Here is a 22,550-nt window from a genome sequence, read left to right as displayed (position 1 = left end):
AGTTTTTTTCATAGCTGATTAAAAAAAAGATCGAAGACTGAATTTTAGTTTAAGGAGAATAGCCATGAGCAATCAAACGGAGTACAAAAATAGGAAGGTGCTGATTTTAGGGTTGGCTGTCAGCGGGTACAGTGCGGCAAAAGTTCTTAAAGAACTTGGAGCGGAAGTTACTGTCAATGATTACAAAGATATCGACAGCAGTGATGAAGCCAAGGAACTCAGATCATTAGGAATAACGGTGGTATCAGGAGGGCATCCGTTGTCTTTACTTGATCAACCGATAGATCTGCTCGTAAAAAATCCGGGGATTCCTTATTCCAATAATCTACTGAAAGAAGCTGAGAAAAGAGACATTCCGATTATTACTGATGTGGAAGTAGCTTATACTATATCACCATCTTCCTTAGTAGCGATTACAGGAACAAACGGAAAAACTACAACCACCAAGATGATCGAGTCCTTACTGGTAGCTGAACCAGGTGAAGGTCATATCTATTCTGTTGGAAATATCGGAACCCCTTCAACTACTGTCGCCTTGCATTCCAATCCTGAGGACACGCTTGTTATGGAAGTATCAAGTTTTCAGCTCATGGGAACAAAGACATTCCGTCCGAATATCGCTGTTATTACCAACCTTCATTCTGCTCATCTGGATTATCATGGGTCCAGGGAAGAATATGTAGAAGCAAAGATGGCTATAACCAAAAATCAGAAAGCTGAAGATTATCTTATCTATAATCATGACCAGCTTGAACTGACAAATCTTGTGTTATCAGCTAGTGAAGCCCAGCTGATTCCTTTTTCCCGCAAGTCTCTATTAGATAAAGGGGTCTATCTTGATGGTGGGGTCATTTACTTCAATAATGAGAAAATCATGGATAGTTCCAGCATCGTCCTACCTGGTAAGCATAATCTGGAAAATGCACTGGCAGCTATAGCTGTTGCCAAATTGCACAATGTCACTAATCAGACAATAGAGAAAGTATTCAGTCATTTCCATGGTGTGCCACATCGTATGCAATTTGTAGATGATATTCGTGAAAGACGGTTTTATAATGATTCTAAAGCGACGAATTCTCTAGCAACGATCAATGCTCTGGAAGGCTTCCAGCAAAAAGTCATCCTGCTTGCCGGCGGGATGGACCGTGAAGATGATCTGGAAAATCTTATTCCTTCTTTTAGAAATCATGTCAAAGCACTGTTTACTTTTGGAGAAACAAAAAATAAATTGCTGGAAGTAGGAAAAAAAGCTGGTATAAGCGAACAGGCTGCTTTCGAGACATTGTCCGAGGCAGTATACAAAGCATTTGAAATCAGTGAAAAATACGATGTCATCTTACTGTCCCCATCATGTGCAAGCTGGGATGCTTATGCTAACTTTGAAGCAAGGGGCCAGGATTATATTGATACGATCAGAAACATAAAATCAATGATGAAAAAGGAGAGTAAGCACCCAAGTGAGTGCATAATTTATGAAAATATTAGTAACTGGTGGAGGTACCGGAGGCCATATCTATCCGGCTCTTGCGCTGATCAAACGGATGAAAGCGATGAATGACGACATCGAATTTTTGTATGTCGGCACAGAGAGAGGATTGGAAAGTACAATTGTCCCGAATTATTCCATCCCGTTCAAGGCATTAAAGGTAGAAGGATTCAAGAGGAAGCTTAATTTTGAAGGTATAAAATATAATCTGAAAACTATCGGATATTTTATACAGTCCATAAGAAAATCTAAAAAAATAATTGATGAATTTTCCCCTGATGCAGTCATCGGAACCGGAGGGTATGTCAGTGCTCCCGTTTGCTATGCAGCAGCTAAAAAGGGAATCCCGACAGTGATCCATGAGCAGAACAGCGTTGCCGGAATCACAAATAAGTTTCTGGCCCGTTATGTATCGGCTATAGCAATCTGCTTCAAGGATGCAGAAAATCAGTTTAAGGGACAAGAAAACAAGATTGTATTTACAGGAAATCCAAGAGCTCAGGAAGTCGCAGATATTCAAGCGAACGATAGCTTGAAGACATTTGGACTGAATCCCAAACAACCAACTGTCCTTATTTTTGGTGGAAGCAGAGGAGCAGCAGCGATTAATAAAACAGTGATCGATCATTGTCATGCGTTCGTCGAAGCTGATTATCAGGTTCTGTTTGTGACAGGTAGAGAGCACTATGAAGACTTGTCTGAAGAATGGAAAAGTAGCTGTGGACTTGAAGATGAACAGTCCAAAGTCAGCATAGTCCCTTACATTGAAGACTTGCCCAGCGTCTTCGCATCGGTTTCACTAGTTGTCTCTAGAAGCGGAGCAACTACCCTGGCAGAACTGACAGCTCTTGGAGTACCAAGTGTACTGATCCCAAGTCCTAATGTGACAGAAGATCATCAGACGAAGAATGCCAGAAGTCTGTCGGAAGCAGGAGCAGCAGAGCTTATTCTTGAAGATGAACTGAACAGCAGTAAATTTATAGAAACAGTGAATCGCCTTATGTCGGATGAAGGTATGAGAAATGATATGGCAGCTAAAGCTAAACAGCTCGGAGTGCCTGATGCATCTGACAAGATTATTCATCTGTTGATGACACTAATGAATGGTTAAGAGTTTTAGGAGAAGTGACTATGTCAAAAAAAGAGGGACTAGAGGAAACTGCCGGTAATAGTCAGGTTGGAACAGCTTCTTCAAGTCATACAGAAAGCAGAAGAAGACTCTACTGGAAATGGTCTGGCTTGATGCTGGTCTTTACACTGGCCATATTTGTTTCACTTTATACAATCAGTTCATACAGCAATGTGAAAGATGTATCAGTGGAAGGGACCAGTGAGGTATATGATCAGGAAGTATTCAATAACAGTTCGATCACTATAGGGGATTCTGTTCTAGGTACGTATTTTGGAAGAGAAGATATCGAAACAAGGATAACAGAAGCAATTCCTCAGGTTTCCGATGCTGAACTTAAGTTGACTGGACTGCAGTCTGTAACGATAACGATCAGCGAATACGAAACAGTTGCGTTTCTTCAGACGGATGATGATTACCAGAAAATACTTGAGAATGGTGTCATTCTGGATGAAACATTACCTAGAATCACATCCAGCCAGCCCATACTGCTGAATTTTTCACAAGGAGAAGCGCTCGAGCGCATGCTTTCAATTTATGAAGAAGTGGATGACCAGGTTCAGTCATTGATATCTGAAATAGAACACGTGGAAGCTGATCACAACCCGATGCTTGTACGGGCATTTATGAACGATGGAAATGAGGTGCTTGCCTCGATCCCGACCTTTGCAGAACGGATGAACTATTATCTCCAGATGAGAGAAACAGTAGATGGAAATGGTGTTTTCGATCTGGAAGCCGGTGCTTATTTCATCCCTTATGACTCAGAGGAATACGAGTCCTATGAAAATGATGATGAAAATGAAGAGGATATGGATCAGGGCGGTGAGTAGTCTGCTCTTATAAATATCTAAGAAGTCTCATCCTGGAGGTGAGGCTTTTTTAATTACTAATTTTGAAAATCGAAGCATCTGTACTGTTACAGAAAAGTAATTCAAATATACTGATAAATCAATAAATAGGCTTCAATATACAGGTAAGTTTATGGTAGAATAATATGTATCAATAGTTAAAATCAAAACAGCGTGTTTGAATTTAATTATTGAAGAATGGGAGGTTTCAATAAAGTGAAGGATGGAATTTATTCAAGTTTAGATATTGGAACCACTTCAATAAAAGTCATTGTTTCTGAAGTGTTGAATGGCAAAATGAATGTTATTGGAGTTGGCAGTGAAAAATCTAATGGAATCAACAAAGGATTAATAATTGATATTGACGAAACAGCACTGTCTATTACAAAAGCAGTCAAACAGGCAGAAGAAAAATCTGGTATACAGATCGGCTCACTCATTGTAGGGGTACCTGCCACTAATATTGAAATCAATCCTTTTCACGTGACCGTTTCAAATGAAAATGCTTCACAGGAGATTAACGATTCATTACTCAAAAAAATTATAGAGCAAGTCAGAACTAAGAAAACACCGTCCGATAAGACACTTCTCTCGATTATGGTAGAAGAGTTTTTAGTCGATGGGTTCGACGGGATAAAAGATCCTAGAAAAATGGTTGGAGATCAAGTTGAACTTTACGGCACACTTCTGGCGACATCAAAAACAGTTCTGCATAACATTAAAAAAAGCGTCAATAATGCAGGATACAGGATCAGCGATCTGATTTTTCAGCCTGAAGCGATGGCTGGACTGATCATGTCAGAAGATGAGCGACGTTTCGGCACCATTCAGATTGATCTTGGGGGAGGGCAGACTTCCGCTTCTGCTGTTCATGACGAACAGGTGAAATATGCCACAATCGTTCAGGAGGGTGGAGAAAACATCACAAAAGATATCTCAGTTGTTCTGAATACGTCATTGAAGAATGCTGAGAAGCTTAAAAGAGAAGTTGGCTATGCGTATAGTGAACTGACTGATGAAAGAGACCAAACCCTTTCAATAGATGTTGTTGGACAAGAAGGGACAGTAGATGTAAAGGAATCATACATCGCTGAAATAATTGAGGCCAGACTGGCTCAGATTTTTGAAAAAATTAAATTTGAACTGGATGATATAGGTGCATTTGATCTTCCGGGTGGAATCATTCTAACAGGTGGTACAGCTGCCATACCTGGAGTGAAAGAACTGGCGGAAGACATTTTTGAAGTGAATATCAAAACGTACATACCCGATTTCATGGGCGTTCGTTACCCTTCTTTCTCAAATGCCATTGCACTTGTTTACACTAAAGCACATATGGATGAGCTGACCAAGCTTCTCAATACCATTGTCTTGAACAATGAGTATATACAGACGGAAGATCAGCCAGCTGAAAAACTGCCATCTGTCTCCAGCAAGCAGTCTAAAGTCAGCAGTGACCACAATAATGCTTCTAGCGATTCATTTATTGATAAAATAAAATCAATCTTTTCGAGTTTTTTTGATTAAATTGGATAAGGTTATACAGGAGGAAAAAGAATGGAATTAGGATTTGATTCAGCAATCTCAAACGGAGCAGTCATTAAAGTAATCGGTGTGGGTGGAGCTGGAGGAAACGCTGTTAACCGTATGATCGAAGACGATGTACAAGGCGTGGAATTTATTGTTGCAAATACTGACCTGCAGGCACTGGATATGATGAGTGCAGAAACTAAAATTCAATTAGGACCTAAGCTGACTAGAGGACTTGGAGCAGGAGCCAACCCCGAAGTAGGAAGAAAATCTGCTGAGGAAAGTGAAGAAGCTATTGCCGATGCTCTACAGGGAGCTGATATGGTTTTCGTCACTGCAGGAATGGGTGGCGGAACTGGAACTGGTGCTGCGGGAATCGTGGCACGTATTGCTAAAGAACAAGGCGCACTGACAGTCGGTGTCATTACTCGACCATTCACTTTTGAAGGACCGAAGAAAGGCCGATTCGCAGCCGAGGGTATTGCATCAATGCGTGAACATGTGGATACACTAGTAACGATCTCAAATAACCGTTTGCTTGAAATCGTAGATAAGAAGACCCCGATGATGGAAGCTTTCAGAGAGGCTGACAACGTTTTGAGACAAGGGGTACAGGGTATTTCAGATCTGATCACGAATCCTGGTTATGTCAACTTGGACTTTGCAGATGTTAAAACTGTCATGGAAAATCAGGGATCAGCATTGATGGGTATCGGTACAGCAACAGGAGAAAACCGAACAGCTGAAGCAACTAAAAAAGCAATCTCATCACCACTACTTGAAGTGTCTCTGGATGGTGCTGAAAATGTACTTCTAAATATTACGGGCGGATCTGACCTGACGCTATTTGAAGCACAGGATGCTTCAGATATCGTGTCTGCAGCAGCTACAAACGACGTTAATATTATCTTCGGTACATCAATCAATGAAGATCTGGGCGATGAGGTTATCGTAACGGTTATTGCAACAGGTATAGATGCTGAGAAAAACCAGAAGCAGAAGCCAGCTCCATCTAAGAAGCAGTCAAAACCTTCCACACCTGCATCAAATGAAAAGGATCCTTTCGGCAACTGGGATATCCGTAAAGAACCTAACCTCAGGGATAGACACAATGCAGACCTGGACGAAAAAGCTGAAAATCGTAAAGAGTCGGCTTCCGGAAATCTATTTTCCAGAGATGATGAAACCGACAGCACAAGTGAAGAAATGGACACTCCGCCGTTCTTCAGACGTCGACGTAAATAACAGTCACTGGAAAGGAAGAGTAAAATGAGCATCAAAGATAAACTGAATGATTACTTTTCTTTAAACGATACTGACAATGACCTGGAAGAAGACCTGTCAGAGCAGACACCGAAAAAAGAGAAGAAAAAAGCCACTGAGGCAGCTGCACCGACTTATAGAGGGGTCGACGAGCAAAAAAAATCTGCCTCTCAGAATGTTGTCGCTATCAACCACCAGCAGGCTCTGAAAAAGCCTCGCATTAAAGTGATAGAACCAAGGCTCTATTCTGATGTTCAGTCCATTGCTGACCTGCTTCTTGGCAATCAGTCAGTCATCCTGAACTTCAGAAGAATGGAAAAGAATCAGGCCAAGAAAATGATCGATTTTCTTATGGGGACCACCTATGCGATCAAGGGAGATATTCAGAGACTCGGCGAAGAAATTTTCATCTGTACCCCTCATTCTTTCGAAATCGATGGGGCAGAACTGCAGGCATTAAAAAACAGTGAATACTAATGAGAACGGAGCTTTACTTTATAAATGGGCCTTCAAATATTAAGTGTGTTATATAATCTAATCATGCAGGGGCTGCAGGTCTATAGAATAGCACTTGTTGTATACTTTTTGCTATCATGGCTTCCAGGTGGATATCAGTCTAGCCTGGGGCAGTTTCTGATCAAAATCTGTGAACCGTATGTCGGATTCTTCAGACGCTTCGTTCCGCCGATTGGAATGATCAGTTTGGCAGGACTAGCCGCACTATTTTCTCTGACATTTGTGGGTTACGGAATCGATGCAGTTTTCAGCATACTATTTAATCTAGTTAGACAGTTTGGATGAGTTGACAATGGAATCAGTGTATCAGCATTTTAGAGAAGAAGAAAAACAGTTTATCGATCAAGTCAGTGATTGGCTGCGTCAGGTGGAAATGCAGTATACGCCATACCTCAGTCCATTTCTGGATCCTAGACAGCAGTTTATTGTTGAGTCGATAGCTGGGCAATATGACGATATAAAGATAAGTACGTATGGGGGATATGAGGCAGCCGAACGCAGGCGCCTCTTTCTGTCACCGTCTTACTTTGATCCTGCTCAGAATGATTTCAACATTAGAATCGCTGAAATAAGATACCCTAGGAAGTTTGCGGACTTGAGTCACGGAAAAATACTCGGTACGCTTATGGGGTCAGGAATCGACAGGAGTACAATTGGAGATATCATTTCAGATGGTGACCGCTGGCAGTTCTTTGCAGACGGATCGATCATGGATTTCTTGATGTCTTCTGTAGACAAGATAGGAAAAATCACTATCCAGCTTGAAGAAATATCCTATACGGATCTGATTCTTCCAAAAGACAGCTGGGAAGATAGAGATGAAATTGTTTCTTCATTAAGACTGGATGTCGTTCTTGCTGGTGCTTTTAATATTTCCAGACAGAAATCCAAAGAGCTTATTGCTTCTGGAAAAGTAAAGATAAACTGGAATGAAACAGATCGGCCGGATACTGTACTCGGTATTTATGATGTCGTATCTATTAGGGGATACGGTCGGTTAAGACTGCAGTCGATTGAAGGGAAAACAAAAAAAGAAAAAATCCGACTATCGCTGGGCGTTCTGGACAGAAACAGTTAATTGTTTCTTGAGATAATGATTCAGTTTCATTATACTAAAGGCATTGGAGCCTAATAAAATGTGGAGGTGTTTTTCCATGGCATTAACACCATTGGATATACATAATAAGGAATTTCCTGTTAAAATGCGAGGGTATGATCAGGACGAAGTAAATGATTACCTTGATCAGATTATAAAAGACTATGAAATGCTGTTGAAGCAGAAGAAAGAAACTGAAAAGAAACTGAGTTTTGCTGAAGAAAAACTAGCGAACTATGATCAGATGCATGATTCACTCAATAAATCGATTTTAGTCGCTCAGGATGCAGCTGACCGCTTGAAGCAGAATGCAGAAAAAGAAGCGGAAATGATTACAAAAGAAGCAGAAACACAAGCTTCCAATGTTAAGCACGACGCAGAGAATCATGCAGATGAGCTTCTGAAAGATGCAGTGAACAAAGCTAGACGCATCGAGCAGGAAACAGAAGAATTGAGAAAACAGAGCCGTATTTTCAGGCAGAGACTTCAGCTGATGATCGAATCTCAGCTGGAACTGGTTAAAAAGGAAGAATGGGATGATCTTCTTCAGCCGCCAACCTCTGAACAGCCGGATATCGAAACAATTAAAGAAGTTAAGAAAGAACTGGAAGACAGACAGAACGAAGATCAGGTCGATGAAGTTGAAGAGACTGAAGAACTGGACGGATACGAAGAAGGCATGACGCCCGCGGTCGAACTTCCTGAAGTAAAATAATTTAAGATACTTAAAACACAACAGATAGTAGACGCTTAACAGAGAGTCAATAACTGGTGAGAATTGACAAGCGGAAGCTATGTGTTATCATTTAAGTCAACAAGTACTGAAATTAAGTAAGTACTTGCGTCATTCTGCGTTAAGGAAGCAAAGGAAAGGAGAAGGCTTATTCTTCACTTTTCAAATTAAGGTGGTACCACGATGATTTCGTCCTTTCGGATGAGGTCTTTTTTTTATCAAAAATTATAGAAAAAGGTGAAATGATGGAAATCAAAGATACATTGAATTTACTGAAAACAGATTTTCCCATGCGAGCGGGCTTGCCGAACAAAGAACCAGAGAGACAGAAGGAATGGGAAGAAGCAGACGTCTATAACAAAAGACAGGAGTTGAACAAAGACAAGCCGCCTTTTGTTCTTCATGATGGTCCTCCATATGCGAATGGAAATATCCATATCGGACATGCTTTGAACAAAATTTCAAAGGATATTATCGTCAGATATAAATCCATGTCTGGTTTCAGATCTCCATATGTACCAGGATGGGATACCCATGGATTGCCTATCGAACAGGCCTTGACTAACACAGGAGTAGACAGAAAGTCCATGTCAGTCGTGGAATTCAGAAAGCTTTGTGAAGAATATGCCTGGGAACAGATTGAAAAGCAGAGAACAGACTTCAAACGTCTAGGAGTAGCAGGCGAATGGGATAATCCATACGTGACCTTGACGAAAGACTATGAAGCGGAACAGATCCGCGTTTTCGGCAAGATGGCTGAAAAAGATTATATCTATCGAGGACTTAAACCGATTTACTGGTCTCCTTCAAGTGAATCAGCTCTTGCTGAAGCAGAAATCGAGTACCATGATGTGCGTTCGGCTAATATTTATGTGGCATTTACAGTAAAAGACGGTAACGATCTTCTGGATAAGGATACATCATTCATCATCTGGACAACGACACCATGGACACTGCCTGCGAACTTAGCTATTGCAGTTAAGCCTGATACGAATTATGCTGTACTGGAAGCAGACGGCCGTAAATTTGTTGTAGCATCCAAACTAGCTGAAGAAGTTGCAGAGACTCTTGAGTGGACTGATGTGACATTGATTAAAGAAGTAGCCGGCAAAGATCTCGAAGGGATCACTGCACAGCATCCATTTTACGATCGTGAGTCTTTACTGATTTTAGGGGATCACGTTACCCTTGAAGATGGTACTGGACTTGTCCATACTGCTCCTGGACACGGGGAAGATGACTTTATCGTCTGCCAGAAGTATCAGCTGCCTGTTCTGTCTCCAGTAGACGAAAAAGGCTGCTTCACTGACGAAGCTCCAGGACTGGAAGGCCAGTTCTATGACAAAGCAAATAAACAGATCACTGAATGGCTGGAAGAGAATGATGCGCTGCTTAAACTTGATTTCTTTACTCACAGCTATCCACATGACTGGCGAACAAAGAAACCGGTAATATTCAGAGCGACTCCGCAGTGGTTTGCTTCTATAAACAATTTCAGAGATGATATTCTTGATGCTGTACAGAAAGTGGACTGGCTGCAGCCTTGGGGAATGCAGCGTATTTATAACATGGTCAGAGATCGAGGGGACTGGGTCATTTCCAGACAGCGTGCCTGGGGTGTACCATTACCGATATTCTACGGTGAAAACGGTGATGCGATCATTACTCCGGAAACAACGGAACATGTTGCCCAGCTATTCGAGGAACATGGCTCGAACATCTGGTTTGAAAAAGAACCTGCAGATCTGTTACCTGAAGGATTCACACATCCATCCAGTCCTAATGGAGTATTTACGAAAGAAACAGATATTATGGACGTATGGTTCGATTCTGGTTCTTCTCACCATGCTGTTCTGCGTAAAAGAGAGAACCTGACTTTCCCGGCAGACTTATACCTTGAAGGATCCGATCAGTATAGAGGCTGGTTCAACTCCAGTATCACGACGTCTGTCGCAATAAATGGAGAATCTCCTTATAAAGCTGTCCTTTCTCAAGGAATGGTTCTTGATGGCAAAGGGAAGAAAATGAGTAAATCGATTGGTAATGTAATCGATCCTAATAAAGTCATCAAGCAGATGGGGGCCGATCTGATCCGTCTATGGGTATCCAGTGTCGATACACAGGCAGATGTAAAGGTCAGTATGGAAATTCTCAAACAAGTATCAGAAATCTACAGAAAGATCAGAAACACAATACGTTTCCTGATCCAGAATACTGAAGACTTCGACTTTAAAGCAGACGGTATCGCTTACGAAGACTTGCGTCCAGTGGATCAATACCTTATGAACCGCCTGAACCAGACAGTTAAGAATGTCGTGGATGGTTATGAACGTTATGATTTTTCAGATATCTTTAAAGAAATCAATCAGTTCTGTACAGTGGATGTCAGCAATTTCTATGCGAACTTCTCCAAAGATGTTCTGTATATAGATGCACCTGATGCCTACAGCAGACGAGCAATGCAGACAGTTTTCTATCATATCATCAGAGATCTGACTAAACTGCTTACACCGATCCTGCCTCACTCAGCTGAAGAAATGTGGACATACCTGCAGGAAGAAGAGGACTTCGCTCAGCTGTCAGAATTCCCTGAAGTACAGTCCTTCAGCAATGAGGAAGAAGTACTTGAAAACTGGAGTGCATTCATGACATTCCGGGACAAAGTACTGAAAGCTAACGAAGTGGCTAGAGAGAATAAAGTAATCGGTAAAGATTTTGAAGCGAAAACAACGGTCTATGCGTCAGATGATGTCAGAAGTCTGCTTGATACACTTGACAGTGATATCCGCCAGATCCTTATCGCTTCTGAATTCAGTGTAAAAGGTTTAGATGAAAAACCTCAAGACGATGAGTCTGTTCTTGATTTCGATGGAGTAGCGATCAAGGTCGAACGTATGCCGGGGGAGGTATGCACACGCTGCCGTATAACGTCTGAAGAGACAGTAGCTCTGAATGAAGATGAGCAGTTGTGCCCGCGCTGCCATTCTATTTGTAAAGAGCACTACCCTGAAGTTCTGAACAGTTAAAGTGATTAAAAAATTGAGTTCCTGTGTTTTCGATTGAAAACTAGAGGAACTCATTTTTTTTATGCTAATTTCAATATAGAGTTATTGATTTAAAGCGTTTGCTTTTGTATAATTTTATATGTAATGGAGGTTTAACTGCTCTTAATCCTAACTTTCATAGTAGTATGTCAGTCTTAGATTTCTGTTGCAAGAAAACAAGTAGGAGGAAAGTACTTATGGCTCAAGGTAAGGTCAAGTGGTTCAACGCTGAAAAAGGCTTCGGATTTATAGAAGTTGAAGGACATGAAGATGTATTTGTCCACTACAGTGCAATCAATAGTGAAGGGTATAAGTCACTTGATGATGGTCAGGAAGTAGAGTTCGACATCATCGAAGGTGACAGAGGACCTCAAGCATCCAACGTTGAAAAACTGTGATAATAACAAACTTCCTCAAGTACAGACTTGAGGAAGTTTGTTATATTGAAATTTGTTATTATAATCTGCTTGCAATCAAGTCATAGATGAAAACTATCAATATTGCCCCTACAATTGCAGGAATAATATAGAAGCCACCTAATTCAGGTCCCATCTGGAATAACGCGTGACCTGCCCAGGCACCAACGAACCCTATAATAATGTTACCTATAATACCACCTGGAACATCAGTACCAACAATAGCCTGACCGATTGCACCAATCACTCCACCCACTATAAGTGACCAAATAAATCCTAACATAATACATCTCTCCTCTTTCGTTTTGAATAACTTACATACTTAGTATAGTAAACTGTCACATTTTATTCAAATATTTATACTTGAGAAAGATAAGGTTGTACTAATTAATTAGAATCAGTTGTTTTTGGTTCAGTCAGTTGTAGTAATTGATCTTTCAAACGGCTTTCAAGCTGCTGAAGCTGAACTTCTGCTTCTTTACGCTTGGATCGTCCTTCCCGTTGTATAGATAAGGTTTCTTCCAATGTCTCAACAAGATCGGCCTGAGTTTTTTCAAGCGTTTCAATGTCGATGACACCGCGCTCGTTTTCTTTAGCTGTTTCAATTGAGGACTGTTTTAACATTTCTGAATTCTTAGTCAGTAGTTCGTTAGTTGTCTCGGATACCTGTCTCTGAGCCGTAACAGCTTCCTTCTGACGAAGGAGAGTCAGTGCAACAACGATCTGGTTTTTCCATAAAGGAATAGCAGTATTAATGGATGTCTGTATCTTTTCACTTAAGGCCTGATTGGTATTCTGGATGAGACGGATCTGAGGGGCCTGCTGAATTGTCATCTGACGAGCAGTCTTCAAATCATAAACTCGCTTATCCAGACGATTCAGGAACTGATTCAAGTCATTTACCTTCTGGACTTCCATCTGGTTGCCGCTTTCCTCCGCATGCTTGACGGCCTGTGGAATGACTTCATTGCTGAGCTCATCGATTTTTACTTCTCCGGCTGCGATATAGACATTCAAAGCTTCGAAGTACTCATAGTTCTTTTCGTATAATTCTTCAAGCATGACATTGTCTTTAAGAAGCAGTTCACGCTCTTTGTCCAGCTTGACGGCTATTTTGTCAACTTGCGCACCGATCTTCTGATATTTGGCTGTCGTTTCATAGATCGAACGGTTGATTTTTCGGAACATTTTTTTGAAGATGTTTCGGTCATCTGCCTTGAGTTCATTAGGATTAGCCTCATTCAGACGAAACATCAGATCATTGAGGGTTTCGCCGATATGACTGGTCTCCTGATTCTGAACATGATTCAGTACGGAATGTGAAAACTCTCCAAGTTTCTGCTGGGCTTGAGCACCGTAGTTCAGAAGTGAATCAGTGTCAGAAGTATCGATCATTTTTGCCAGTTCGTAAGCTTGTTTTTTTCTCGTTTCATTTAAAGTATCGATCACTTTTTTTACTTCATTCTGCTTTTTTATTTCTTTTTTTTCTACAGAGCTTACTGTATCAGAAGAAGCACCAAAAGGATTTGCCAATAAGTCGTCGATTTCACTTTGTTCTTTTTTTTCGAACAAATCATTCTCTTCGTTTGCCATTGTAACAGCTCCTTGTGTGTGGGTTAGTATTAAAGTTCATCATTCAATGTACGTTTAGCCAGCTCGATTTCGACATCAAGATCCTGGATATCGTCTTCTTTAAACATGACATAATCTTCTACGATCTGCCCGCACATCTTGTCGATTGTCTGAGATGATTTCTCAAGAATATCATAGGTTGCTTTGCTTTTAGCCTTGTGGTTTTCGATTTCAACGTATTTTTTAACCAGGTCTGCCAGTGATGGCAGGTGGACGTATAGAAACTGGTCGACTTCATGGAGACGATCAGGTTCATCGGTAATTTCCTTGAACAATGCTTTTGATAGGGCTACCGTGTTATTGCGGTTTTCAATTGCTCTAAGCTTCCCTGACTGGGTCATATTCTTTTCTATTATTATAACCTGTTCTTTCGCTTTGTGCATGGTTTTTCTGAAGTATTGAATGTCTTCTTTAGACAGGCCTTTTGATGTATAAAAGGCTTCTTTCCCCTGGGTCATCTTCGGTAATTTATGGCTTGTATGCTTTGCAGAAGCTGTTTTTCTGCCAAATTTTTTCAACATAAGCACCCCAGTTCCTATACTCAGCCCCAAAGCGAGCAGTCCGTTCAATTCTAGCCCTATCATGATGATAAATATAAATAAAGAAGTGAGTAAAGTCAGTGTATAGATTAAAGATGTATATAGTATTGACTGTTTCATTGCTGATCCTCCATTCTGGTGAAACGATTGCTTATTCTAACTATATAGTATCACAAAATCTGGTAGAATTGACATAAGACCTAAGATGGATTTAACAGGATATGAACGGTAATTATAAGATGAAAATTGCTGGTGATTCCTGTATGATTAACGGTATGTGAGGAGTGGACCTATGGATTTTAAAGAAGAAACGATCAAGGAAACATCAGTATATAAAGGAAATATTACGGAATATACGGTACAGGAAGTCAGACTGCCTAATGGGAAAACGGCTCAGAGAGAAATCGTCAGACATGATGGAGCAGCTGCGGTGATTCCTTTTATCAATGACAATGAAATCATACTTGTCAAGCAGTATCGTAAGGCGATCGAACAGATCAGTATTGAGATTCCTGCAGGATTGAAAGACGAGTCGGATACCAGCGGTTCTGTAACTGCTGCACGTGAACTTGAAGAAGAAACTGGCTACAGATCGGATCGACTTAATTTTGTTACTTCTTTTTATAGTACACCAGGTTTTACAGATGAGTTTCTTGAAATCTATGAAGCAACCGATTTGTACTTAGCAGAGAATCCGCTCTCCCAGGATGAGGACGAGAATGTTGAAGTAATGATCGTCACATTTGATGAAGCCTGGGATTTATATGACCAAGGCTTACTTAGGGATTCCAAGACAGTTTTCGCCTTGTTCTACTGGAAAATGAAAAAAAATATGAAGAAAGACTGAGGATGATAAGAATGTCTTCAAGAAGCGAGCTGAAAAAGCAGAAACAACTGGATGAAAAAAAAGAAAAGAAAGAAAGGAGAATAAGAAAATCTGAGAATCGCAAGATCGAAAGGAAACTATCCAAAAAAGGGCGCACATCAAAGAAAAGACTGAATGAGATGGAGAAGTACCGAAGAGTGGAAAAACAGCTTACTCTGGCCATTATTATAGTCGCGCTACTGCTTGTAATCGTTCTGTCATTCGTTTTCTTTATCTGATCTTGTCACTATATTGAAAGGGTGTTTAAATGAAATTAGGAATTATAGCTGCGATGGAGCAGGAGATACGATTGCTCACCGACCGGTTGACTGACATGAGTCAATCTGAGATTGCGAATCAGACTTTTTTTGAAGGTAAGATAGGACAAACCAATGTCGTTCTAGTACAGTCTGGTATTGGAAAAGTCAATGCAGCGATAGCCACGACTCTGCTGATCAACAGATTTAAAGCTGATACTGTAATAAATACAGGATCAGCCGGAGGCATAGGAGAAGGATTAAGAGTAGGTGATCTTGTCATTTCAACAAGATTGAGCTATAACGATGCCGATGCTAGAGCGTTTGGGTATGCATTCGGTCAGATACCCCAGATGCCTGAATACTATGAAGCAGATGCTGGAACAGTAAAGGTTCTAAAAACAGCGGCTTTAAAAACTGAGTGGACAGTTAAAGACGGGCTGATAGTGAGTGGGGATTCCTTTATCAGCAATGTATCTGCAATCCAGCAAATCAAAGCTTATTTTAGTGATGCACTGGTAACAGAAATGGAAGGGACGGCTGTCGCTCAAACGTGTTATCAGTTCGATATTCCATTTGCTGTTGTAAGGGCAGTATCTGATGTCGCAGATGAAGAAGCATCTGTGTCATTCAATGAATTTATCGAATCTGCTGGGAAAAAATCTGCAGAAATGGTTCTTCGGTATATTGAGTTAGCAGCAGAAAATGATTCGGTCGACTCGTCATCTATATGAGCAGATAAACCGGTTCAGCTGATCTCTATTAATATTGTGAAACCCGTTATATCACAAGGTGAGGCATTATCATCTCCTTGTGATATAACGGGCTTTTTTTGTTAGCAGGTAGATAGCCAGTATTTAGTTTCCAGTCATTTTTTTGGGATGAACTTATCCTGCAACCTTTCTCCTTTTTTGATACACTAGTAAGGCAATGATAAATCAGGAGGTTGTTATGGAAAACTATTTCGAACCAGAACATTTCAGTATTTTTTCAGTCGATGGACTGGATGAGAGGATGGCACTGATCAGAGAACAGATCCAGCCTGTTTTTCAGTCGTTCGGTGATGAATTCAAAGCGTATGTGAATACGCAGACGGCATTTGACGGAGGCTTTCACATTGCCCAGCATAGACGGAGAACTGCTAATGCACCGGAAAGTACGTGGAGTGCTCTTGGAGGAAATGCTAGAGGCTACAAGAAGTATCCGCATATCCAGCTGGGAATCAACAGCGACCATATTTTTCTCTTCCTGTCACTGATCGATAACCCTGTACATGAAAAGGCCATGGGTCAGCATCTTCTCGAAAACCTGGTGTTGTTCGATCATCTATCAGAGGAGTATGTTATTTCACCTGATCATACTAAACCTGATCTTGAAAAGGCGGATGATGAAACAATCGAAAAGACTTTAAAGCGACTGCTTAAAGTGAAAAAAGGAGAGTTTATGATAGGTAAGATCATGCGTGAAGATAGTATAGAGTTGTCAGATAAAGACGCACAGTTTGACTTCTATAAAAAGACACTCGACGATCTTATGCCTATCTATTCCGGCCTGATTGATGTGCATCAGAAGAACGAAGACTTAATTTAAGGGATAAAGGAGTTTGTCATATGCAGTCAGAGAAAGATAAGATGAAAGCAGGAGAGATGTATGATCCATCTGATCCTGAACTTGTAAAAGGAAGACGAAAAGGCCACGATAGAGCTCAGGACTTTAATAGAGCTGATACGGATGAAGAGAGAAAGCGAATCATCAAGGATCTGTTCGGAACAACTGGGGAAACTATTAAAGTAGAACCGACTGTACGTGTAGATTATGGCTACAATATACATGTTGGGGAAAATTTTTATGCCAATTTCAACTGTGTCTTTCTGGATGTCTGCCCTATTCGCATTGGAAAGAATGCGATGCTCGGGCCGGGAGTCAGTATTGTTACACCTGAACATCCTCTACTACCAGCAGAACGGAATTCAGGGTATGAATTCGGGAGACCAGTGACTGTGGGGGATAACTGTTGGATCGGAGCAGATGCGACGATCGTAGGCGGCTCTGAACTGGGAAATAATGTAGTTGTTGCTGCTGGAGCTGTAGTCAATGGCGTCTTTCCTGACAATGTTGTGATCGGTGGAGTGCCGGCACGTATCATCAAGAACATACCGGTTAATGAACAAGTCCAGTCTTCATAGGCCTTTTTTATTTGTAAGTATACTCAGCATATTCTTAGACATTTATTAGTGTATTAGCTATGATGTACATATAGCACTCTTTATTGAGATGCTTCTCAGTGAAGAGAATAATGAATGGAAGGTGACGCATATGCAAGAACTTTTAACATTCCCGACAGACGAACTGCTTAAAGAGTACGAGGTAGTCGTTTCGATCTCACTGAACAACGAATCGAATGCAGTAGAAATCGAAGCGAACCAGATTCAGTTCCAGAATTTACTGAAAGAGGCAAAAACTAAACTCTGTGAGTTGTATGATGAGAAATACTGCAATACGTTACTCGAAAAAGTGAAGCCTCTTGTGGATCATTCAGATTTCTGGAGACAGATGACTCAAAGTGTCGTTTTTTATGTCACCCCGGACGAAGTCTACTACTACCGCTTAAGTGTGCCGATTCACACTGGTACAGTAGTAGCTGAACAACCATATGTCTTACCATTGATCGCCAATTTCCAGTACGTGAGCTACTATCACCTGCTGGCCCTTAATCATGATAAATTCAGTTTATACAACGGCAGACGAAATAAACTGCAGGAAATAGATCTGCCTGAAGAGGCCCCTGACACACTGACTAAAGCTTTAGGGGACGAACTGACTGGTGGAGAGCTCAATGTTGGATCTTATAATGGAAGTGAAGGAAACAGTGGTGGAGTCTTTCACGGACATAACGAGAAGAGCAATGAAGTTGAGATCGACCAGGAGAATTATTTCCGTAAAGTTGATAAGTATGTATATGAACATTATTCTAAGCCGACAGAACTGCCTTTAGTCCTGTTCGCTCTGCCGAAAAATATAGCTGATTTTGAACGTTTGTCAAAAAATGAATACCTTGACGAAACGCGTATTGAAGCATCTCCATCGCAGTTATCGTTTAATGAGATTCAATCTCATACTTCTGAAGTGGTGGATGAGATCATTAACCGCAGATACAAGAAACTCGTTGAGAAATTCAATGAAACGACACCTGAATATAGACTTGAAGCCCAGTATAACGACTTGGGAATGGCAAGTATTCAAGGGAAAATCGACGTTCTTCTGATCGAAGACGATTACCAGGTCCATGGTGAACTTGATGAGAACGGACAGTACCAGGAAAGCACAGAAACTAAAAAGTATGTCAACCAGCTTGTTCATAACGTACTCAAGACTAAAGGAGACGTCTATGTTCTGGAAAAAGCCAGTATGCCTTCAGATACAGGTATTGCTGCAACTTTAAGATTCTGATTAATAAAGAATAAGAGTAAAAGCTGGGGCCAATAACTCCAGTTTTTATTTTATCTAAATGTCCCAATTACCTTGACTTCCCGATTTATTATCGGTATACTGACCTTTGTGTAAAATATCGCAGCGGGAAGTGGTAACCGCGTCAACAGTTTCTTGCCATGTGAATCATATGAGCGCAATTGTGTAACCAGCGGCTGCAATTGGTGAAGATTGAAAAGAAACTGCACGTATTATTGAGCTTCCATTCGTTATTTTACTCCATTGCAGTTTTTGAATAAAACTGACAACAATTTAAATGGAGGAAACCCAAAATGGCAAGATATACAGGACCATCATGGAAAAAATCAAGACGTTTAGGCATCTCTTTGACCGGTAGCGGAAAAGAACTGGCAAGACGTCCATATGCACCAGGTCAGCACGGACCTACTGCGCGTATCAAACTATCTGAATACGGCCTGCAGTTAAAAGAAAAACAGAAACTTCGTTACATGTACGGGTTGAACGAACGTCAATTCTTCAACTTGTTCACTAAAGCAGGTAAAATTCGTGAAGGTAAGCACGGTGTCAACTTCATGGTGCTGCTTGAACAGCGTCTAGATAACGTTGTTTACAGACTTGGACTTGCGACTACTCGTCGTCAGGCTCGTCAGCTTGTAAACCACGGCCACATCACTGTAAACGGCAAACGTGTCGATATTCCATCATTCCACGTATCAGTTGGAGATGTAGTCGGTGTTCGTGAAAAATCTAAAAACCTTAAAATTATCAAAGAATCAGTTGAATCTATTTTTGGTCGTCCGGACTTTATTACGTTCGACGATGAAAAACTTGAAGGATCTCTTACACGTCTACCACTGCGTGAAGAAATGCCTGCTGAAATCGATGAAGCGTTTATCGTTGAGTACTACAACAGATAATCCGATATTAACAGTATAAAAAAGCCTTCTGTCATTAAATCGACAGAAGGCTTTTTTAGATTGACTGGACACGTCAGAATTAAAGAGCTTCGAGGAGAACATTACAGAATTCTTCCAGCATTTTTTTGTCATCTTGCGAGAAACGATTCTTGATTGGCGCATCAATATCAAGGACACCGATTTTTCTACCGTCTTTGATAAGCGGAACTACAATTTCTGACTCACTGGCTGCATCACAGGCAATATGACCTGGAAACTGATGAACATCAGGAACGACAATCGTTTCTTCGTTCTTAAAGGCTGTGCCGCATACTCCGCTGCCGTCCTTTATTCGAACGCAAGCTACTTTACCCTGGAAAGGACCCAGGACGAGTTCCTGATCAGTTGTATCCCACAAGTAGAAGCCAGCCCAGTTTACGTCTGTCAAGTGATCAAAAAGCAGAGCAGAGGCATTGCTGAGATTGGCTATAAGGTTAGGCTCATCTGCCAAAACAGCTTGAAGCTGCTTATTTATCATATAATTCAGTTCTTTCCCCATGATTCTTTCCTTTCGCTACTATGTTTTTTTTTAGAATTTGCTTGCTAGTATAACATAATTGTTCTAAGTTTGATATACTATATAAAAGAGAACAATGGTAGACTCTCGTATCTACTGCTGGAGGGAATAAAATGACAATCGAAATTGTCGTAGCGATCAGCATCGTCATACTTGCAGTGATAGTGTATTTCAGTACATATTACCTCAAGAAAACACATTATACTGATATCGACCGACTGGATCACAAAAAAAAGGACGTATTCAGTTATCTGCCTAATGAGAAAGCAGATAAGCTTGAAAGAATGGCAATTAGCGGCCAATCTAAAGCATCAGCTGAAATGGCTGTCAGAAAGGTGAACTTGATCAATGATGAACGACTCCCAGAAGTAGAGGCGTTTTTATTTGATGCCGAACAAGCCACAGATCGTTACCGGTTCAAGCAGGCTTCAGACCATCAGAACAGAGCAGATGAATCGCTGAAAGCTATTGAAGAAGATGTCAAGCAGATAGTCAGTACGATCGATGAACTGCTGCAGCGTGAAGAAGCGAATCTGAAAAAAGTCGATGCCATTAAGAAAAGGTACCATAAAATCAGAAAAGAACTGCTCGTGAACAGCTTTACTTTTGGCGGCAGCATCAATAATCTCGAAGACAAACTGGGTGACATTGAATCCAAGTTCACCTCATTTTCCGATCTGACAGCATCGGGAGATCACGAAGAAGCTAAGCTAATTGTATCCAAACTGGATAAAGAGATGTCAGCGATGGAAAAGCTAATGAGTCGTATTCCTGAACTTATCGAGACGATCAACACGTCCTATATCAAACAGAAAGAAGAGATAGTCGAAGGGTACAGAACTCTGACTGAACAAGGGTATCTCTTTCCAGAAGCAAATGAAATGGAAAATAAGCTAAACAAGCTCGATAATGATATCATTGAACTGAAATCTCATGTTGAGGAACTGGATATTAAAAAAGCAGATTCTAAAAGTGAAGCTGTCGAAATAGAGATCAATGACTTATACGATCTTATGGAAACTGAAATTGAATCCAAGGCATCGGTAAACACTTTAATAAAGAAACTAAAGAAAATCATATTGTACGTTCAGGAGCAAAATCGTGAAATGGGCTTTGAACTTGACCGGATCAACCAGAGCTATACCCTCTATCAGAATGAGGAGAATCAGTATAAAGACCTGAAAGAGGCCCTAAAAGAACAAGTCAAACTGATCGGTGAGGTAGAAGCAAAGCTTTCAGAAGAACAAATACCGTACTCCACTGCAGAAGGGTTACTTAAAAAGAGCTTCGAGCAGTTGGAGAACGTGTCCCGAACTTATGAGACAATGTCGAAACAGCTCTATTCTTATAGAGAGAAAGAGCTGCAGATCAAAACGGATATTGAAGAAATGGAAATGGCATTAAGGGAAATGAAACGTTACATTGAAAGCAAGCATCTTCCAGGTCTGCCGAAAGCTTTTCTGGATCTCTTTTTCTACACAACAGATCACCTGGAGGCTTTATCCAAGGAACTCGCCAGACCTCGTCTAAATCTGAAAGAGGTGCTATCACTTCATAAAATGTGTGAAGACGATATCGAATCACTGGCAGACCAGACCGACGCGATCGTCGATGAAGCTCTCCTGACAGAACTGACCAGCCAGCGCCTATACAGACATAAAGACGAACATCCAGAAGTAATCGAGACAATCAAATACAGTGAATCGCTCTTCCTGGATGAGTATGATTATAAAACTGCCCTTAAAATGGTCAGAGAAAAACTGGAAACAATTGAGCCTGGTGCATATCAGACCCTATCCGAAGAGTATAAAAAAGATAAATCGTATGATTAAAACTTAATTTACGGGAAAAGTCAGTCTAGTACTGGCTTTTTTCACGGTCAGCATACTGCGGGTAATACACCAGTCCAATTTGAATTTGCCCTTTTTACGTCAGGGCAGCCTCTAAATCGAGCATGTAGGAGGAAGGCAATGGAACACTGGTATGAATTTCTTTGAAACACTGTAAGAAGACACACAAATAGAACGCCCTTTTCAGCGCGTTAAAAAAACAGTTAAGTTCGCCATTTACCACAAAGACAGTTGACTTGATCGCTGTTCAATCCGATGGAAGTATTTGATACCTGCGGTATCATAGGAAAGAATCTTGCTGACCCCTCGGATGAATCGATAAAGATAGAACTTTATTTTTGCCAACGCATTGGAGGGGCGGGCACGTGCAAGGACGACCTGTGTGTGGCAGGTGTTTTTTTCGATGGAAAGGGAATAATG

General features: G+C 40.9%; 24 protein-coding genes. 19 read left to right on the top strand and 5 right to left on the bottom strand.

The window, feature by feature from the left end; genetic code table 11:
* The first annotated feature begins 64 nt into the window (after positions 1-64).
* From murD to BLR76_RS01415, 11 genes are all read left to right on the top strand, one after another.
* Positions 65-1,558: a UDP-N-acetylmuramoyl-L-alanine--D-glutamate ligase gene (gene murD / locus BLR76_RS01465; protein WP_091264579.1), complete on the top strand. Its 1,494-nt coding sequence runs from the start codon at positions 65-67 to the stop codon at positions 1,556-1,558.
* Positions 1,473-2,597 carry an undecaprenyldiphospho-muramoylpentapeptide beta-N-acetylglucosaminyltransferase gene (murG, locus tag BLR76_RS01460; protein ID WP_091264577.1) on the top strand — a complete coding sequence of 375 codons (1,125 nt, stop codon included), beginning with the start codon at positions 1,473-1,475 and terminating at the stop codon, positions 2,595-2,597. Before murD ends, murG begins: the two co-directional genes overlap by 86 nt.
* A gap of 20 nt (positions 2,598-2,617) precedes the next feature.
* On the top strand, positions 2,618-3,448 hold the full coding sequence (locus tag BLR76_RS01455; protein WP_091264574.1) for a cell division protein FtsQ/DivIB: 831 nt from the start codon (positions 2,618-2,620) through the stop codon (positions 3,446-3,448).
* A gap of 234 nt (positions 3,449-3,682) precedes the next feature.
* Positions 3,683-4,993, top strand: coding sequence for a cell division protein FtsA (gene ftsA, locus BLR76_RS01450; RefSeq protein ID WP_091264571.1), 1,311 nt, complete (start codon positions 3,683-3,685; stop codon positions 4,991-4,993).
* A 30-nt stretch (positions 4,994-5,023) separates the two neighbouring features.
* Positions 5,024-6,241 carry a cell division protein FtsZ gene (ftsZ, locus tag BLR76_RS01445; RefSeq protein WP_091264569.1) on the top strand — a complete coding sequence of 406 codons (1,218 nt, stop codon included), beginning with the start codon at positions 5,024-5,026 and terminating at the stop codon, positions 6,239-6,241.
* Positions 6,242-6,265: 24 nt separating this feature from the next.
* On the top strand, positions 6,266-6,736 hold the full coding sequence (locus tag BLR76_RS01440; protein ID WP_091264566.1) for a cell division protein SepF: 471 nt from the start codon (positions 6,266-6,268) through the stop codon (positions 6,734-6,736).
* 24 nt (positions 6,737-6,760) lie between these two features.
* On the top strand, positions 6,761-7,060 hold the full coding sequence (locus BLR76_RS01435; protein ID WP_091264564.1) for a YggT family protein: 300 nt from the start codon (positions 6,761-6,763) through the stop codon (positions 7,058-7,060).
* Between the two features lie 7 nt (positions 7,061-7,067).
* A complete protein-coding gene (locus BLR76_RS01430) occupies positions 7,068-7,853 on the top strand; it encodes a YlmH family RNA-binding protein (protein ID WP_091264562.1) in 786 nt (261 codons plus the stop codon).
* Positions 7,854-7,929: 76 nt separating this feature from the next.
* Positions 7,930-8,586, top strand: a complete 657-nt coding sequence (locus tag BLR76_RS01425; RefSeq protein WP_091264559.1) for a DivIVA domain-containing protein — start codon at positions 7,930-7,932, stop codon at positions 8,584-8,586.
* A gap of 263 nt (positions 8,587-8,849) precedes the next feature.
* The gene (ileS, locus tag BLR76_RS01420; protein ID WP_091264557.1) at positions 8,850-11,630 is read left to right on the top strand and encodes an isoleucine--tRNA ligase; all 2,781 of its coding nucleotides are present in this window, start codon (positions 8,850-8,852) and stop codon (positions 11,628-11,630) included.
* Between the two features lie 215 nt (positions 11,631-11,845).
* A complete protein-coding gene (locus tag BLR76_RS01415; RefSeq protein ID WP_091264554.1) occupies positions 11,846-12,046 on the top strand; it encodes a cold-shock protein in 201 nt (66 codons plus the stop codon).
* A 58-nt stretch (positions 12,047-12,104) separates the two neighbouring features.
* Here the strand turns inward: BLR76_RS01415 and BLR76_RS01410 are convergent, their stop codons facing one another.
* The 3 genes from BLR76_RS01410 to BLR76_RS01400 all read right to left on the bottom strand — a co-directional run bounded on the left by BLR76_RS01410 (position 12,105) and on the right by BLR76_RS01400 (position 14,355).
* Positions 12,105-12,347: a GlsB/YeaQ/YmgE family stress response membrane protein gene (locus BLR76_RS01410; protein WP_091264552.1), complete on the bottom strand. Its 243-nt coding sequence runs from the start codon at positions 12,345-12,347 to the stop codon at positions 12,105-12,107.
* A 104-nt stretch (positions 12,348-12,451) separates the two neighbouring features.
* Complete coding sequence (locus BLR76_RS01405) at positions 12,452-13,657, bottom strand: toxic anion resistance protein (RefSeq protein ID WP_091264547.1); 1,206 nt, start codon at positions 13,655-13,657, stop codon at positions 12,452-12,454.
* Between the two features lie 29 nt (positions 13,658-13,686).
* Complete coding sequence (locus BLR76_RS01400) at positions 13,687-14,355, bottom strand: 5-bromo-4-chloroindolyl phosphate hydrolysis family protein (protein WP_091264545.1); 669 nt, start codon at positions 14,353-14,355, stop codon at positions 13,687-13,689.
* 172 nt (positions 14,356-14,527) lie between these two features.
* Between BLR76_RS01400 and BLR76_RS01395 the strand changes: the two genes are divergently transcribed.
* The 7 genes from BLR76_RS01395 (at position 14,528) to rpsD (ending at position 19,724) form a co-directional block, all read left to right on the top strand.
* Positions 14,528-15,082 (top strand): NUDIX hydrolase, encoded by a 555-nt coding sequence (locus tag BLR76_RS01395; RefSeq protein WP_091264542.1) that lies wholly within the window; start codon positions 14,528-14,530, stop codon positions 15,080-15,082.
* 11 nt (positions 15,083-15,093) lie between these two features.
* The gene (locus BLR76_RS01390) at positions 15,094-15,339 is read left to right on the top strand and encodes a hypothetical protein (RefSeq protein WP_245682994.1); all 246 of its coding nucleotides are present in this window, start codon (positions 15,094-15,096) and stop codon (positions 15,337-15,339) included.
* Positions 15,340-15,368: 29 nt separating this feature from the next.
* A complete protein-coding gene (locus BLR76_RS01385) occupies positions 15,369-16,091 on the top strand; it encodes a 5'-methylthioadenosine/adenosylhomocysteine nucleosidase (RefSeq protein WP_091264539.1) in 723 nt (240 codons plus the stop codon).
* Between the two features lie 217 nt (positions 16,092-16,308).
* Positions 16,309-16,947 carry a DUF1054 family protein gene (locus tag BLR76_RS01380; protein WP_091264536.1) on the top strand — a complete coding sequence of 213 codons (639 nt, stop codon included), beginning with the start codon at positions 16,309-16,311 and terminating at the stop codon, positions 16,945-16,947.
* A gap of 20 nt (positions 16,948-16,967) precedes the next feature.
* A complete protein-coding gene (locus BLR76_RS01375; RefSeq protein WP_091264533.1) occupies positions 16,968-17,543 on the top strand; it encodes a sugar O-acetyltransferase in 576 nt (191 codons plus the stop codon).
* A gap of 130 nt (positions 17,544-17,673) precedes the next feature.
* Positions 17,674-18,807, top strand: a complete 1,134-nt coding sequence (locus BLR76_RS01370) for a baeRF6 domain-containing protein (protein ID WP_091264532.1) — start codon at positions 17,674-17,676, stop codon at positions 18,805-18,807.
* Positions 18,808-19,118: 311 nt separating this feature from the next.
* Complete coding sequence (gene rpsD, locus BLR76_RS01365; RefSeq protein WP_091264530.1) at positions 19,119-19,724, top strand: 30S ribosomal protein S4; 606 nt, start codon at positions 19,119-19,121, stop codon at positions 19,722-19,724.
* 79 nt (positions 19,725-19,803) lie between these two features.
* On the opposite strand, the gene BLR76_RS01360 is transcribed toward rpsD, so the two are convergent.
* Positions 19,804-20,262, bottom strand: coding sequence for a GAF domain-containing protein (locus BLR76_RS01360; RefSeq protein ID WP_091264529.1), 459 nt, complete (start codon positions 20,260-20,262; stop codon positions 19,804-19,806).
* Between the two features lie 131 nt (positions 20,263-20,393).
* Here BLR76_RS01360 and BLR76_RS01355 point away from each other — a divergent pair, with 131 nt between their 5' ends.
* The gene (locus BLR76_RS01355; RefSeq protein ID WP_091264527.1) at positions 20,394-22,112 is read left to right on the top strand and encodes a septation ring formation regulator EzrA; all 1,719 of its coding nucleotides are present in this window, start codon (positions 20,394-20,396) and stop codon (positions 22,110-22,112) included.
* A gap of 234 nt (positions 22,113-22,346) precedes the next feature.
* On the opposite strand, the gene BLR76_RS11980 is transcribed toward BLR76_RS01355, so the two are convergent.
* Positions 22,347-22,550, bottom strand: a 204-nt coding sequence (locus BLR76_RS11980; RefSeq protein WP_218121379.1) for a hypothetical protein, incomplete at its 5' end; no start/stop codon positions are given.

It is taken from the genome of Alkalibacterium thalassium, from assembly GCF_900101165.1.
GTDB lineage: Bacteria > Bacillota > Bacilli > Lactobacillales > Carnobacteriaceae_A > Alkalibacterium > Alkalibacterium indicireducens.
This window is presented reverse-complemented; position numbering and strand designations above follow the sequence as displayed.